Raw genomic sequence first — 16,676 nt, forward strand, 5'->3', positions numbered from 1 at the left:
CCGGAATTCGGCGATCGTGTGAGCCAACGCGACCGCCGGATGAAGGGGAAGCGTTGCGAGCTCTTAAAAAGTCTTAGAATTAAGGAGAAGACGAAGACATATATCAAGACTGTCTAGCTAGTGTGGGGCTATGTGGGCATATGTCATTTAATTTTAATGACTTAACACTGAAATAGCCCATCCAGCAAGTACCCCCTGATGCAAAGAATCTTCTGAAGCTGATAGCATCAAAGAGGCAGTTATTTGAAAAAAGAGGAGTGCAGTTATGAAGTATAGTTCGACGGCGGTGATCGCAGGCCGGGATCCAGCCGTGCCTTTGAGTGAAAACAAGCATCTTCTGAAGTGGGTTGAGAAGATGGAGCAACTTACCCGGCCCGATACCATCCATTGGGTGGATGGCTCCCAGGAAGAATACGATGAGCTGTGCGCGCAGATGGTCAAGAGCGGCACCTTCATCAAACTCAATGAGAAGCTCTGGCCCGGCTGTTATTATGCCCGGTCGGTCGCGAGCGATGTTGCCCGGGTCGAGGACCGTACGTTCATCTGCTCACTTTCGAAGGATAATGCCGGGCCGACCAATAACTGGGAAAACCCCTATGAAATGCGAAAGAAGCTGAGAGGGCTTTTCGATGGGGCCATGCGGGGCCGCACCATGTACGTGCTGCCGTTCAGCATGGGGCCGGTCGGGACCCCCATGTCGCAGATCGGGGTCCAGCTCACAGACTCTCCTTATGTGGTGGCCAGCATGCGGATCATGGCCCGTATCGGTCTGCCTGTGTTTCGCGAGATAGATAAGGATGTCAAACGCGTTGTGCCGTGCCTGCATAGCGTTGGCGCTCCGCTCGCGCCGGGCGAAAAAGATGTTCCCTGGCCCTCAAACCCCGTGAAGTATATCGTCCACTTTCCCGAGACGCGTGAAATCTGGTCCTTTGGCTCTGGCTACGGGGGCAATGCTCTTCTCGGCAAGAAATGCTTCGCCCTGCGGATCGCATCGAATATCGCTCGCGACGAAGGCTGGATGGCCGAGCACATGCTCATCCTGGGTGTGGAAGATCCGAAGGGTGAGAAGACATATGTCGCCGCCGCTTTTCCGAGCGCATGCGGCAAAACCAACTTCGCCATGCTGATTCCGCCCAAGGGTCTCGACGATTGGAAGGTGTGGACAGTCGGCGATGATATCGCCTGGCTCAAGCCGGATGCCAGCGGCCGCCTGCGCGCCATAAATCCCGAAACAGGTTTTTTCGGTGTCGCGCCCGGCACCTCCGTCAAGACCAACCCTAACGCGATGGCGACGCTTTCCCGCAATACCATCTTCACCAATGTTGCGCTGACCCCCGAAGGTGGCGTGTGGTGGGAGGGAATGACAGACGAGCCGCCGGCGGAATGCCTTGACTGGCAGGGGAAGAAGTGGACCCCGCAGATTGCCAAGGAAACAGGCGCAAAAGCCGCACACCCCAACGCCCGTTTTACTGCTCCTGCATCGCAGTGTCCGACGATTGACCCGGCATGGGAAGACCCGGAGGGAGTGCCGATCAGCGCAATTATTTTTGGCGGGCGGCGGGGTACTACTATGCCCCTCGTGTACCAGGCCTTCAATTGGACCGCAGGCGTCTACACCGGCGCCACCATGGGTTCAGAGATGACAGCCGCCGCCGAGGGCACGACAGGAAAGGTCCGCCGCGACCCCATGGCAATGCTGCCTTTCTGCGGTTATCACATGGGCGACTATTTCCGCCACTGGATCAAGATGCAGCGTTCGCTGACCGAAACACCTCGCATCTTCCAGGTGAACTGGTTTCGCAAAGACGCCGACGGCAACTTCTTGTGGCCAGGCTTCCGCGAGAACATGCGCGTACTCAAATGGATTATTGACCGCGCTCGTGGCCGCGCCTTGGGCAAGGAGACCCCCATTGGCTGGGTGCCCAGATATGAGGATATCGAGTGGACCGGGCTCAAGTTTTCCAAAGAGGCGTTTGATCAACTGCAGGCTTTCGACAACGCAGCCTGGCGGCGAGAAGTTATCCAGCACGAAGAGTTGTTTATCGTTTTACACGCTCACCTGCCGCCAGAGATGGTCTACGAGAGGGAACTGCTCATTTGCCGGCTGTAGTGACAAAGAATGTGATATCAAACGGTCGAATATTGCAGAAAATTGCGCCATCATTGATTCAGCATTCTAGAAATGCGAGGGCGAAAGCTCTTTTTGGTCTTTGAGAATTGATTACCTCGTGCTATCGCTTCGAAGAGGCATGCGTTTAAGGCTCAGGCTTTGAGTTGTAAGAGAGCACCAGTTGGCAGCAAATCCCTGTGAAGCGCGGGAGCGCGGGTTTACCGAATAGTACATATCCGAGACTACCTGCATATCCCCCTTCTGTCTTCCATATGTCTTTGTGTTGTAATGATTTAAGACGTCAGAGACTTGTTTGAGCTAGTGGGCGTACTGCTTGCGGAAAGAGCTACAGGTTGCAAGAAAAGCAACAGCGGTGAAAGTTCCCTCCTGCTCTCAATGTACTGTGTGCAACAGCTTGTCACAGGAGGCGGCTTTTTCAGTCGCTCCGGCGGCATCTTTCAAGTCATCTGAATCGGCCTGGTTATGTGCTTTCAATTGACGATACCGCTCGACCGCGGTGTGGTACGAAGAGCAGGCCGCCTGAAGATGGCTGGTGTGCTGGGGAGTGCTGGGCGGCATGGCGTGGGCCAATCCAGATTCCGAGTCCCCGATTGCAATGTAGGCTTGTGCTGTATCCGCGATGGCCGCCGGATCGCTGCCGAATGCTTTATTAATAATGATGGAAGAGCGCAAGTTCGGCAGCGCGGATGCATATTCGTCCAGTTCCAGGTGCAACTGCCCCATACGAAGCAATGCATAAGCCACTCGTCCTTTGATGCGGGCGTCCTTGGGATCAGCATCTGCCAGCCCCTGGCGGATGTCCAGGGTCTGCTGCATGTACCCGAGCGCCTTTCCCGGTTGCTTCTGGTTGTCATAGGCCTGAGCTATTTCGCTCAAATCGAATGAGAGATCGAGTTTCGCCTGAGCGTTGTTAGCATCGGCCGCAGTTCGTTGTTGGTCAAGCTCCCGTGCTTTCTCCAGGTGCTCGATAGCTTCAACATTGCGACCAGTGTCGAGTAAACCAGCGCTCAAAGTTTTGTGCGTCAACGCCACATTGCGCATGGCCTCAGGATCGTTGGGGTGGCGTTGCAGCAATGACTCATACATCACCAGCGCCTTGCCCCGGATCGCGACCGACTTCGGATCTTTTTCATATCCGTAGGCATCTGCAAGCCTGAAGTAAGCGCCGGCCAGGCCACGCTGTGTGTCCTCATCGTTCGAGGAACGCGCTGTCAGCGACTCCCAAATCGCAAGTCCTGCTTCAGCATTGCTCAGGCCCTCTGCCTGATGACGAAGTCTCATATGTAAATTGCTGATGCTTCCATAGAGCCGGGCCAGTTGCTGGGAGGCATCCACGCGGTCCGGCTCAAGCGCGATAACAGAAGCCAGAATGGAATGTGCTTTCTCATAGCTGGCTAACGCTCCTGTAAGATCACCGAGATTTCCCGAGCCCGCCAAGCCGCCTTGCAGGTCGCCGACGCGAACATAGGCCGCCGCCAGCTCCATCTGCAATGATGTGTCGCCTGAAGATTCTCCGGCCAGAGAGTCGAGATACTGCACTGCCCGGCTGATGAGCAATTCCCGCGCTTTTGTCGAACCGGGCAGGGTCGCAATATTGTCGTGAATCTCAAACATCAACGATTTCGCCAGCGAGCGCACTTGATCAAAGCGATGCTGCGCTTTGACTCGTTCGCGCTGCGCGATACGGGCCTGCCACACGACGGCGCTGACGCCGGCTGCTCCCAGCAGCACGGTAATCAGGAACGATGCGACCGCAAGCTTGTGACGCAGAATAAACTTGCTGGCCACGTATTGAAACGATCCGCGGTGCGCCGATACCGGCAAGCCGGCGAGATACCGTGAAATGTCACTCTCGAGTTCCTGGGCCGAGGCATAGCGTTGCTGGGGATGCTTGCGCATTGCCTTGGCCACAATGGCATCGAGGTCAGCAGAGGAATCAACTTCTCGTCCTGCTCGTTCACCGGCTCGCTTCATGCGGTTGCGCAGCACAACCGCAGGTCTTTCGGGGTCGATTTCACAGATAACGCGAACCGCCTCCGTCAACGACTTATCTGCAACCGTATAGGGCCGTTGCCCGGTCAGCAATTCATATAAGATCACGCCGAGTGAATAAATATCCGTAGCTGTCGTGATGGTTTCCCCGCGCGCCTGCTCTGGACTGGCATAATCGGGAGTCATCGGGTTCAGAATCGAGCGGGTTGCGCTTGCGGCGGAACCGCTCCAGTGGCCCATTAACTTGGCAATGCCGAAATCCAGCAGCTTCGGGATGCCATCCGTGGTAACCAAAATATTTGCGGGCTTGATATCACGATGCACAACCAGATGCTGGTGAGCATAGTGGACTGTGGAACATATCGCTTGAAACAGGATGAGGCGTTGCCGGGTTGAAAGCCGGCGGGTGCGGCAATACTCAGTCACCGGCGTGCCTTCCACATACTCCATGACAAGGTAAGGTATGCCTTCCGGAGAAACGCCGGCATCGAGCAAGCGCGCAATATTAGGATGTTCCAGGGTTGCCAGGATCTGCTGCTCACTGGCAAAGCGCCGCAGCAGCTCGGGGAAATGCATGGCCGCCGGAACTACTTTGACAGCTACCTGCTTCTGGAAACGGCCATCGGTCCGCTCCGCCCGGTAAACCGTTCCCATGCCTCCGTGACCGATCGCTTCCAGCAACAGATATGGTCCCAGTGTTCTGCCTGCCAAAGAAAAGCTATGAACGGAATCGGAGTCGATTTGGGTCTTCACATCCAGGAACGAGGCCGCGTTACTATGGGCCGTTAATAAAGACTCAACCTCGGTGCGTATTTCCGGATCGTTTTGGCACAGTTGTTCAATTTGGGCACGGCGCTCTTCTTCGGGAGACTCCAGGATTATTGCCAGCACGCGTTCAATCTGCTGCCAGTCTGAGTGCTTCACGACGCAGCTTCTCCTTTGAGCCGGCGATAGAGCCATGCGCGGGCTATGTTCCAGTCGCGGCGAACGGTCGCCTCCGTAGTGTGGAGCACCTTGGCGATGTCCTTCGCCGATAATCCAACAAAAAAACGCATTTCGACGACCTGGCACTTCCGGGCGTCGAACTCGGCGAGCTCTTTCAGAGATTCATCCAGGGCAACCAGATCAAGATTCGACGATACCGGCAAGGTGAGCGCTTCATCCAGTTGATCGGGGTGGAGTCGTCCACCGCGCTTCCCAGCCAACTTTCGCCGAGCATGGTCCACCAGGATGCGGCGAATCATCTTGGCGGCAACCGCAAAAAAGTGGGCACGGCCTTCCCAATGTGGATATTCCTGGCGGCACAACCGCAAATACACCTCGTGAACCAGCGCCGTGCTCTGCAAGGTCTGGGCATGGGCTTCCTGTTGTAGATAATAGTTGGCCAGACGCCGAAGGTCTCCATAGACGAGGGGAATCAATGAGTCCAGAGCTTCCTGGTCTCCGTCACTCCAGCGCTGCAACAGTTCCGTAATTTGGCCGCGATCCGGCTCCATAAAGGGAATAGTGAACGAATTGTATACCTAGTTTCACAACTTAAGCACCGACCTTTTTTGGGACTTACGTAAGAAAACTCCTTTCTTTTCAATATTCTGGCTTGAATGTGATTGCACGGCTATCAGTTTTCTGCTTTTTTTGCGCTATTTGAGATAAGGAGAAAGGTAAAGATCGCCCGCCCGTGAAAAAAGGGTAGGCTTTAAAGATTCTTAAAATTAAAAATGAAGCTCTGGAATTCTTACTCGAAGAATGTGACGCATAAGTGTGCCATATCAGCAGGCTATGTGCCGATGTCACTTGACCCGCATCTCGCACCTATGGCTTTCTTGGATAAGAATTCCCCCTCTCTATTCCCCCCAAGTAGGTTGCAATGAGTGTCCTCGCTTTGAAGCGTTTTTGGATATTGTGTTTAGCCTTGGTATTTGCCTGGAGAGCCCCTGTCGCGGCTTTCGCAGTGCCGGCTCCGGCCAACAAGATAGGAATCAACGTTGATACGCCTCTGGATTGGATCAGAGACCGGGCTTTTACCGACGTAATGAAGGCTTCGCGCCAGTGGCTGACCCAGTCCAACACTCCGGCTGCCGTAGATGGCAACGGCTGGCCTACGCAAGATGCCAACATCGTAGTCTGGGCTGGCCCTCCGAACATGCAGGGGACCTATCGGTTTTCTTTCACGGGCAAAGCCAATGTGACGACTGGCTACGGCAGCGCAACAATTACCAATTTGAACTACGATGCGCCCTCGAATACGACCACTGCCGATTTGATCTACAATGGCGGCGCAGGCCTGCTGCTCAACTTTGCCAGCACGCAGCGAACTGCTGCCAGCGCTACCAATACGGGAATCACAAACGTCAAGCTGATGCGGCCCCGCACGGTAGGCGGAACTACGCCCTACACCACGGAGACTTTCACCGATCCATTCAAAGCCATCCTCGCCAAGTTTTCCGTACTTAGGACCAAGGATTTCACATCTACCGATGGCAATCAGATAGCAAATTGGAGCGACCGCACTCTGCCGACCACGGCTTCGCAGGCCATCGGCAATCCCAACTCTCCGCCTGGCATGTGGCAGGGAAGAGGCGCGGCCTGGGAATATGTCATCGAACTGGCCAACGAAACCGGCAAAGATGTTTGGATCAGCTTGCCCAACCGTGCTACAGATGACTACGTGACCAAGGTGGCGCAGATGTTCAAGTATGGCTCAGATGGAGTCAATCCATATACCAGCCCACAGGTTGCGCCGGTCTGGCCGCCGCTTAATTCCAATCTGAATCTGTATGTCGAGAACAGTAACGAGTTATGGAACGGAGCCTCGAACTTTCCGCAAACTCAGGACAACCACAATACCGCAATCGCCGAGGTCAACGCCGGAGGCTCTCCGTTGAACTTTGATGGTTCGACGAACGATTGGTATTGGGCCTGGCGTCGCGTGGCCAAGCGTGTCATTGAGATCAGCAATATCTTCAGGTCAGTCTTCGGCGATGCCGATATGATGACCCGCATTCGTCCCGTTCTGATGTCGCAGCTTGGTTATACCAATGGTCCGCTGCTTCAAGAAATGCATATGATGCAGAATTATTACAACAATCCTGTCTATGTAAACGCGCCGCGGCCACCAGGTTATTACATCTATGCAGCCGGCGGGTCGGGTTATTACGGCCCTACTGACGCCAGTTCGGTGGACCAAATATTTGCCACTATGGCGAGCACCTTTCGTGCAAGCCTGCAGGCAGACGCCAATTGGTCTCTCTGTTTTGGAATAAAACGCATCGCCTACGAGGGCGGCCCTGGCCTGCAGCAAACCCAGAACCCAACCGTGAATGCGAATTTATCCGCCGCCTGGGCAGACCCGCGCATGACCCAGGTCGTGATCAACGAGCATAATGTTTGGAGCCAGAATGCCGGCGACCTCCTGATCTATTTTCAACTGACTGGAGATTACCAATTTGGCTTCACCGATGATGTGTACGATCTCACTGCTCCCAAGCTGGTCGGCATTGATGATCTGAACAATTCAACTGCTCAGGGCTCGACCTATGGCATGCCCATACCAGCCACCATTGCGGCTTCGACGTATGCCATACCCCCAAGCTGGTTTGGAGGTGGAACCACATTGGCAAACCGCCACTGGCTGGGTTATCCGGTATACACAGCGGCAGCGCAGCCATTTCACATTGTGCTCAACGTTGCTGCCACCAGCTCAGGCGCGCAGGCGGAAGTCTTTGTTGATGGACAGTCCTTGGGTATTCTTACCGTTCCCAATACAGGAAGCGTCTCTGTATTCGCTGATACTGCCTCGCTGGTTACGCCGAGCCTGGCGGCTGGAAGCCACGGCATTCTGGTCCGCAACGTTAGCGGCACGTTTGTACTCAATCAGATCAAGGTATCAGCCATGCAGACCAGCAGCACAGCGCTGGCGTTAAGCAGCAATCCTTCCGTGGCCGGTCAACAGGTGACCTTTACTGCTACGGCGGCTCCGACAGGGGTGACTGGTTCTGTGCAGTTTATGGATGGAGCCAGCACGCTTGGTCCTCCCGTCACTTTAGCGAATGGAACCGCAACGTACATGACGTCGTCTTTGAGTGTGGGAGCTCACAACATCTCGGCATTATATAGTGGCGATAGCAACTATCTGCCCAGCACCTCTGCGGCAATGACAGAAGTGATAACCGCTACAGGTGCTGTTAGCACGACCACGGCTCTGAATGCGACTGCCAAAACCTTCTTTCGCCAGCCTGTCGTCTTCTCGGTACAAGTCACGGCGACCAGCGGCACGGCAACGGGAAACATAATCCTGCTGGAGGGGAACCAACAGCTTGGTTCCTCTCTGCCGCTGAATGGCAGCGGCGCAGCCACTTTCAGCACGCCGCTGCATCCCAGCGTGCATAACATTCAGGCGGTTTATCTCGGCAACAACAACTTCAACGGAAGTGCCTCAACAGCGCAACCCGTAACCGCCTCACCTCGGCCCAAGCCACGCTAGACCGGTTTCATAACTTGAATACTTAGTTTGTTGGTTATCGCGTGCTACGTCCGAAAAGAAAATCTAGCCCTCTTTTCGATAGCTTCAACAAAATCTATTGAGTTGCTATCAATTCCTCTCATTTCTTGCGCCATTTGATTTAGTACGAATTGTCCCAGGAAGGGAAATGAACCATTTCAGGAAGTATTTTTGCAACTGGCTTATAGCCTTCGCAGTCCTCGCAGCTCCTGCAGTGGCTGCGGCCGATGTCGTCACCGAATGGAACGAAAAAGCCCTGGCTTGCGCGACCACCGCGAAGCAGCTACCTTTCGCTGGCGCCCGCACCATGGCAATGGTTCACACGGCGATGTTCGATGCCGTTAACTCCATCGAAGGCCGCTACACTCCCTATAAGGTCAAAGAATCGGCCCCTCCGGGAAGTTCCCCTGAAGCCGCCGCTATTGCTGCGGCACATGCTGTTCTGCTCAATCTTTTTCCAGACCAGAAAACAGATCTCGATGCGGCCTACACGGCGTCCATGGCGCAAGTCCCCGATGGCAGCGGCAAGGCTGCAGGCATTGCTGTCGGAGAAAAAGTTGCTGCTGAAATTCTTGCTCTCCGCGCTTCGGATGGAGCAGACGCCCCTAATACCTACAGACCCACAACGGCACCGGGCGTGTATGTCATGACGACGCTGCCGATAGGGTCGCAATGGGGGAGTGTGACCCCTTGGGCGATGGAACGCGGTTCACAGTTTCGTCCCGAAGCGCCGCCGCAATTGACAAGCCCAGAATGGGCCAGCGATTACAACGAGATCAAAGGCGTCGGCAGGAAGAAGAGCACTCTGCGGACCAGTGAACAAACTGACATCGCACGGTTCTGGACCATTACAGGCCCCGCAAGTTGGGACCCGATCGTGCGTCAATTAGCCGCCACTCCAGGGAGAAGCTTGATTGAGAACGCCCGCCTGTTTGCCTTGGTCGAAATCGCAACTGCCGACGCATATATTGCGGTCTTCGACGCCAAGTACACCTTCAATTTCTGGCGCCCGATTACTGCGATACGCAACGGGGATATTGATGGCAACGACGCCACCGAACGCGAACCTGACTGGGAACCGGCGGTTGATACCCCGCTTCACCCGGAATACCCTTGCGCGCATTGCATCACTTCTTCCGCTGCGGCGACCGTACTCGAATCCGAATTTGGCACGGGACCAGTTCGGGCGTTGACCATGACGAGTTCTACGGCGCCGGGTGTGGTGCGCAAATGGATCACCATCCGGCAATGGGCCGATGAAGTTTCCAGCGCGAGGATCTATGGTGGAATCCACTACCGAAATTCAACTGTGGTTGGTAAAGCCATGGGCAGAAAGATTGGCGAACTCGCGGCCCAGCAGTACCTGCAGCCGGTTCATTGAACGTATTCCGAATGGCCCTGGTTGCGAGCGGAATTGGCCCGCAAGAACATACGAACGAAGGAGAAAATAATGAGACCCTGGAATTTTTACTCAAAGAGTGTAACGAAGAGCGCCACGCTGACGATAACAGTATGTTTTCTGTTCCTCGTTGCTGGACAGCAGTCCTTTGCTGAGGATGAGCACCATGGGCGGAGGCAAGAGGTGAAATACCTCTTTATTTGTGCCGGTGACCAGGCACGCACCTCTCCCGATTTTCTGGCTGTTATAAATTTTGACGAGGATTCGCCGCACTATGGAAAAGTGATTGCTCAAGCTCCCCTGCCTGAGCCGGGGGCGACCGGAAACGAGTTTCACCACATTGGTCTTTCCGCTGATGGGAAAGTCGTCGCCTGCGGCGGTCTGCTCAGCGTTCTGAAGGGACAGAAAGAAGTCTTTTTCTGGGATGTCTCTGACCCGGAGTCTCCCAAATTTCTTTCCTCGGCTGATCCGCCACTCTCTGCGATTACAGATGAGTTCCATGCCTTGCCGGAAGGCGGCTTCCTGGTGACCATGATGGGCGGAGCCCAGGGACACGCTCCTGGACGCGTCGCCGAGTTCGATAAGAACCTCAACCTTGTTCGCGAACATCCGGAAAATCCACCCACCGATGGATTCGACCCTCATGGCATTTCGGTGCGATCGGAACTCAACCTGATGGTGACCAGCGATTTCATCTGTCCGTCTACTACCTTGAACGCCGTTGCCGGCGGCCTCGATCTACGTGGCAGCGTGCGCGTTTGGAACCTGAAGCGCCGGGAGATCCTGCGCACTATTGATATCCCCAACGCCGGTGGAACCATTGATGTGAGGCTCATTCCCCGCGATCGCCGCGCCCGCGGCTTCACCGCCGGCATGTTGGACGACAAGCTTTACCTGCTCGATACCCGGCGCGGGACAGCACGCGCAGTCTTTGATTTCACTTCAATCGCCAAAGGGGGATGGCCGCAACTCATGCGCGTTACCTCCGATGGCCGAAGGCTGTTCGTCTCTATGAACCAGGCGGGAAAGATTGCCATGTTTGATATCTCCGATCCCGACGAACCGAAATTGCTCAAAGCGCTCGATCTGGGGCCCAATTCCGGTCCGCACTACATCGCGCTTACGCCAGATGAGAAGCGGCTGGTAATCAGCGACTACTTCCTGAATGAGGATAGTTTCGGAAAAGTCCATGCTGAAGGCGACCACAAGGTTCACGTGGCGCGAGTTACGGAAAATGGCTTAGTGCTGGACTCGCGATTCGATCTGGATTTCAACACTGCGTTCAGCTCAGGCCCGGCCCGGCCGCATGGCATCGCGATCAAGTAGTTGCGTTCGGAAATGCTGGCACTCCCGGCATAAATGAATTGGAGGAGAGGGAATGGCAAGCGGAAACCAATCCACAACGGTGATTGAGAGCGCCAGCCTCGACCGACTACTGCGTGGATTCTTGATTTCTTACCTGCTGACCGCCGTCAGTCTAGGCTTGGTTGGATATCTGTGGGGCAGAGTCGGCTTCGATCTGCTGATCGTGGGCATGGGGTGGCCGCATGTGATCTTTGGCTTTCTGTTCAACCTTGGCAAGGTAGCTGACGGCGATCGTGGGTATCGCGTGGCTCTCGCGAGTCTGCTGTTAGTAACCCTAGTGATTGGTTTTGTGAACAGCATGCGGCCGTTGACCACGATCATTTATCTATATTTCACCTTTCATGCATTCCGCGATGAAATTTTCATCTATCACCAGCGCAGAACGGGCTATCGCTTTTTCGGACGCGTACTTGATCGCAACGGGTTGGGCATTATGTTGGGCGCAGCCGTAGTGGCTCTCATCGGACAGCTACCCGTGCACGGCCCGAACGGCAAGCTACAGCTCTACCTGGGATTGTGTGTGGTCGCGGGCTTGCTGAGCGGGATGGCCTGCCTCTTCTGGCCGAAGCAGTGGGTTCGCAGACGATCGGGATTGTGCTATGCCTTCTTGGCGTTGCTCTTGTTTGTCGGGGCTGCGGCTGTCATCAAGGTGCTGCGCATGCATGCGTTGAGCAGTCCATCCTTCTTCGCGTTCCTGGTAGTGTTCCACTATTTCAGTTGGTACGTGTTCTCGCTGGAGCGGGCCGGTGTGCGGCCCACCTCGCCGGTTGTACAGCAGGCGGTGGGATTAGGCGCATTTCTGCAATTCCTTCGCACCGTGCCAGGCTTTCTGAAGGCAGTGGTGGCGATGAATGTATTTTTTATGGGATGTGCATACGCATACTACATTCTGCGTCTATCACCGGCACTGCGGGTTCCATTCGACTTTAAGTTCTTTATCTACTTGTTGGTATTTCACGTGACCACGAGTTTTGTTCCGAAGATCTCTCGGGGAGTCACGCAATTGAAACCGTTGAAGGCTGCCGTTGCTTAGTAGGAGTCGGAGAGGGAGTGTGCCGCATTTTTGGAGAAAGACGAACGAACTATGTTGTTACGCATCAGGCTTTATCGCAGGATTATCGCTCAGCCCAAGTAGGCACCTCGGTTAGATCCGCGCCGAGGGCGATGACAAGATCCATGTGGCCGGGGGTCACGGGGAGGTGGCTATAGTGCTGGATCGGTGTTGAACTGGACACCCTGCGTTCAGTTCAGAACCATCCCGGCCACATGGAGCAATGAAGTGGATGGTTCGCCATCCAACAACACTCGACATCAGTTTGAATCAAGTTTCAACAAACGTAAGGGAGAGTAAGACATGAAGCGAAAAACGTTGCAATCGTTGTTGATAACCAGTGCGCTATTGCTGATGTGTGTTTTCAGCATTTCGGCATTCGGCATCCAAGGCAAGCCGTCCGTCATTGCTTATTTGGATGATCATGGAGAGGCGTACACCAGAATTTATGTTTATGCCGAAGGCGACAACGGAACCTTGGTGGCAAATCGCTGGGCAGACGTTGGAGGTTTAGGTTGGGACTGGGAGGACTTAGGACTACCAGCCGGTGCTGCCAGCATCTGGAGTCCATCGGCGGTGACATATACGGATTCAAAAGGGAGACAGTACCAGTTTGTGTTTGTACTCACCGATCAGGGCCACCTTGCGGTCTATGCTCCGCAGCGCGGGAATGGAAGTGCTGCCTGGGTAGACTTAACTAACCTACCCGGCGGTATCGGGGAACTTAGCTCTTTGTCTGCCATAACTGATGTGGACGCGTCAGGGAACCATCGCGTCTTTGCTTTTGCCGAAGACAAAGATGCCAATCTGGTCGTCGTCAGTTGCACCAGTCTCTGCGAGTGGCAGGTCATCAATGGTTCGCACTGGAGTTGGTTCAACTACAGCTCAATCTGGGGGCATGTACCAGTTTGCTGTATTTCTGCTCTCTCTTACGACTCCTATCCCAACGGCTCTCGAATTCCCAAGATCGCTATCACTGGCACAAGCGCCGATGGCACCTTGTGGGCGGCTGATGGCGACGACTTTCAGAACCTGAATCTGTTTAACTTCGGACTAACCAACGACGGTTCCAAATGGATTTCGTCAACTGCTATCTACTCCTACACAACGCCACCTCAAGTGCAGTCGCCATGCAATTCGCTCATTGTCTTCTCCGGAGCGACAGATGGGCATTTGAACGGCTTGATTGGATGTAAAGACACGTTTTTCCAAACTCAGTTAAAGTTCGATCAGAACGTGCCACCGCAATTGCCTTCGGGAAAGCGCTGGGTATTCGATCCGACTGCTGTCACCTACACGGAGTCGGACTACTCATTCCGCACCTCTGTCTTCGTTTCCGCAGCCGATGGGCGTCTCTACCGCGATCATGCCAACGGCACCAACCTTCAGTGGGATCCCCTTCCCGTGCCTTCGGATACAACTCATTACATGAACAGTCCTGCTGCGGTTACGTTCTGGCACTACAGCCCTGATCCCTGGATTTACGTTTTCGCCACGGATGGGAGTACCCAGGATCTGGTTGTGAATTACTGCAACAACGCTTGCGATGACGTTAGTAATTGGAACTGGGCCGATCAGGGCACTCTGTAAGAGGCATATGAAACAAATACTCGCGTTGATCTACGGGATGTCAGTCTACATTCATTTTCCTTAGCGATCAGCCTCTTTAGAAGTACCTGCCGTCGTCCCTCTGTCTCACATGTCACGGCCCCTTTGGGTATCCCATCACTTGAGAAAAATGAAATAAAAATCCGAGGCAGTTGAAGCAATTGAATCTATTGGTATACTGAAAGTGGCAATAATATTTAGGGTTTCCACTACCCATTCCAAACCAAGTGGGGACGTAGTTCAGTTGGTTAGAACGCTGCCCTGTCACGGCAGAGGTCGCGAGTTCGAGTCTCGTCGTCCCCGCCATTCTTTTCAAGGAGTTACCGGACGTGACACCGAAAACTCCAACCCACAATCCAACCCACAGATTTTAGTGCACCGTGGTATTCATTCCCACAACGGCAAGGCTGGCCATCTGTACCGGTTCACCGGATGTAGATCGTCCAGGATTCGACTGGCTGTGGGCCACAGGCAAACATAAGCACAGTAGAACCATCGTAAACGCCGGATTTCTCACTGAGTTTCGCATTGTGCTTTCCTTCTTATGGGATTGATTGTTCATCTCGCGCTGGCCAACTGAGTTTCAGGTTGCACGGATTTTTCGAGCGCTGCCAGCCGCTGCATCAGCTCTTTTAACTGTGCTTGTTGCAAAATCTGCTGGCTCTGAAGCGTGGCTTTCAGGCGGTCAATTTGTTGCTGCTGGGCTGCGAGTTGTTCCTGCTGTTGTTCGAGCAGCCGCTTTTGCTTCTGTACCTCGTTGAGCAGCATGGCGTTCACGAAGTGATAGCGCACGGTTTGCGGTTTGCCGTCCTGGTCGAAGACCACGAGGTCAGGAGCGATCTTGGCGACCTCTTCCGCCACAAGCCCGTACTGGCGGGTGTGGGTGGAATCGAGTTCGGGCTTGTAGTAGAAACTCACCGGGCGCAGCTTCATCAGAACGTCGCTCTCTGCGTCCATGTCTGTGATCTGTTCTTTGTAGCGTTGGGAGGAAGTTATGGTTCCCAACTGGCCGCTCGAATTCACAAAGACTGCGACACCGCCGGAACTGGTTGCTCCAAAGGCCCCGGCGATGAAGGCTTTCGTCTGAGTGCCAGTAGTTCCGATGTGGATGCTGTTGACTCCCCCGCATTCCCTGGGTTGCCGATATAGATGTTGTTGCTTTCGCCCGCGATCAGATTTGAACCGGCATTGTTCCCAACGGCAATGTTGGAGCTGCCCGTGGTCATGGTGTTGAGCGCATTTTCTCCAAGGGCCACGTTGCTGCCTCCCGTGGTATTGGAAGAGAGGGCAAGCTGACCAAAAGCAGAATTATCTCCGCCGTGGGTGTTGGCTTGAAGCGCACCTGCGCCGATGGCAGAATTGCTTGCACCATCGGTATTGAGGTTGAGTGCGTTGAGACCAAATGCAGAGTTATTCACGCCGGTCGCATTTAAGCTCAACGCAAAGACGCCAAATGCGGAGTTTTGCTCACCAGTTGTGTTGCTAACGAGCGCCTCGTGGCCGAATGCTGAGTTGAATTGGCCGGTTGTATTGGAAGTAAGTGCGCTGTAGCCGAAAGCGGAATTCGCAGAAGCGGTGTTGGCTAAGAGAGCATTATGACCAAAAGCGACGTTGTAATTACCTATTGTGTTCGCTAAGAGCGCACCGGTACCAAAGGCTGCGTTTGAGCTTCCGGTCGTATTGTTGCCGAGCGTGAAAAAACCAAAAGCAGTATTGAAATTGCCGCTGGTGTTGGCTTGTATGGCACCCGAGCCAAAGGCAGAGTTTTTTTCGCCGCTTGTATTGCTGGTCAGAGAGCCCGTGCCAAAAGCCGAGTTGTCTGAAGCCGTGGTGTTGGACGCGAGGGCAATGGCGCCAAAGGCAGAATTGTTGGAACCGGTTGTGTTGTGCCACAGTGCATCAACACCAAAACCCGCATCGGAACCGCCGCTGGTGGTGTTCGTGAGCGCATACATCCCGAACCCGGAGTTTCCTCCCCCCGTCATGGTCAGGTTCCCTGCGAAATTCCCCACGAAAGCATTGGCTGAGCCGAAGTTGTGCATGAATGGCATACCGAGGAACAGAACTCCCGAGGGTCCTGAGGAACCAAGGGTCGTGCCGGGAAGCGTCAGATTACCGTTAAGGGTGACCGTTCCGGCAGAAAAGTTGCCCGAGCTGTCGCGCGAGACTATCGTGCTGGCCGTGTTGTCCGATGTAGCATTGGTCGTCACCGTAACCCTACCCGCATTAGCCGCAACGCTGATCCCGTTGCTTCCGGCTATGTTTACGCTTCCGGTCTGTCCATTCAGACTGCTAAACAAAGTTTGCCCATTTGCAAACGTGATAATGCCCGTGCTGCTGATGGAAAGGCCGCCAATCGCTACACTGCCATCTCCACCCACTGAGAAAGGCGAATTCATCAGCGTGTGATTGGGAGAGATCGCCGGTATATGGCCCGGCGTTGCGCTCGACCGAAAGATGATCTGGTAGAGCACCGGCCCGTCGGTGCTGGGCGAGAGGCGCTGCCATACCAATCCGCCATGCGGCCCGGCGGCGTGCCCCTCGGGGGCGGAAAATGCGGCTACGAGTGCAAGCAACAGAGAAATCGCAAAACCTGAGCGGTGTTGGGACATAAATGTCTCCTTGAATC

Annotated in this window: 10 protein-coding genes and 1 tRNA gene; 7 read left to right on the forward strand and 4 right to left on the reverse strand. The window is 54.5% G+C overall.

What is annotated here, in order from left to right; translation table 11 throughout:
• Positions 1-265: 265 nt before the first annotated feature.
• Entirely contained in the window at positions 266-2,110 is a 1,845-nt protein-coding gene (locus tag VK738_02075) for a phosphoenolpyruvate carboxykinase (GTP) (protein ID HTD21410.1), read from the forward strand.
• 393 nt (positions 2,111-2,503) lie between these two features.
• Here the strand turns inward: VK738_02075 and VK738_02080 are convergent, their stop codons facing one another.
• Together VK738_02080 and VK738_02085 are read right to left on the reverse strand one after the other, a co-directional pair.
• Positions 2,504-5,047 (reverse strand): protein kinase, encoded by a 2,544-nt coding sequence (locus VK738_02080; protein HTD21411.1) that lies wholly within the window; start codon positions 5,045-5,047, stop codon positions 2,504-2,506.
• Positions 5,044-5,619 (reverse strand): ECF-type sigma factor, encoded by a 576-nt coding sequence (locus VK738_02085; protein ID HTD21412.1) that lies wholly within the window; start codon positions 5,617-5,619, stop codon positions 5,044-5,046. The genes VK738_02080 and VK738_02085 overlap by 4 nt, the downstream gene beginning before the upstream one ends.
• A 371-nt stretch (positions 5,620-5,990) precedes the next feature.
• On the opposite strand from VK738_02085, the gene VK738_02090 reads away from it, so the two are divergent.
• The 6 genes from VK738_02090 to VK738_02115 all read left to right on the forward strand — a co-directional run bounded on the left by VK738_02090 (position 5,991) and on the right by VK738_02115 (position 14,353).
• On the forward strand, positions 5,991-8,606 hold the full coding sequence (locus VK738_02090; GenBank protein HTD21413.1) for an Ig-like domain repeat protein: 2,616 nt from the start codon (positions 5,991-5,993) through the stop codon (positions 8,604-8,606).
• Positions 8,607-8,772: 166 nt separating this feature from the next.
• On the forward strand, positions 8,773-10,005 hold the full coding sequence (locus VK738_02095; protein HTD21414.1) for a vanadium-dependent haloperoxidase: 1,233 nt from the start codon (positions 8,773-8,775) through the stop codon (positions 10,003-10,005).
• A 69-nt stretch (positions 10,006-10,074) separates the two neighbouring features.
• Positions 10,075-11,349, forward strand: a complete 1,275-nt coding sequence (locus VK738_02100) for a selenium-binding protein SBP56-related protein (GenBank protein ID HTD21415.1) — start codon at positions 10,075-10,077, stop codon at positions 11,347-11,349.
• Positions 11,350-11,401: 52 nt separating this feature from the next.
• Positions 11,402-12,421 (forward strand): hypothetical protein, encoded by a 1,020-nt coding sequence (locus VK738_02105; protein HTD21416.1) that lies wholly within the window; start codon positions 11,402-11,404, stop codon positions 12,419-12,421.
• A 321-nt stretch (positions 12,422-12,742) separates the two neighbouring features.
• The gene (locus tag VK738_02110) at positions 12,743-14,029 is read left to right on the forward strand and encodes a hypothetical protein (protein ID HTD21417.1); all 1,287 of its coding nucleotides are present in this window, start codon (positions 12,743-12,745) and stop codon (positions 14,027-14,029) included.
• Positions 14,030-14,276: 247 nt separating this feature from the next.
• Positions 14,277-14,353 (forward strand) — tRNA-Asp (locus VK738_02115).
• Positions 14,354-14,605: 252 nt separating this feature from the next.
• Here the strand turns inward: VK738_02115 and VK738_02120 are convergent.
• Positions 14,606-15,070: a tail fiber domain-containing protein gene (locus tag VK738_02120; protein ID HTD21418.1), complete on the reverse strand. Its 465-nt coding sequence runs from the start codon at positions 15,068-15,070 to the stop codon at positions 14,606-14,608.
• Positions 15,067-16,659, reverse strand: a complete 1,593-nt coding sequence (locus tag VK738_02125) for a hypothetical protein (GenBank protein ID HTD21419.1) — start codon at positions 16,657-16,659, stop codon at positions 15,067-15,069. The genes VK738_02120 and VK738_02125 overlap by 4 nt, the downstream gene beginning before the upstream one ends.
• Positions 16,660-16,676: the final 17 nt, after the last annotated feature.

The organism is Terriglobales bacterium, from assembly GCA_035487355.1.
GTDB lineage: Bacteria > Acidobacteriota > Terriglobia > Terriglobales > Acidobacteriaceae > QIAW01.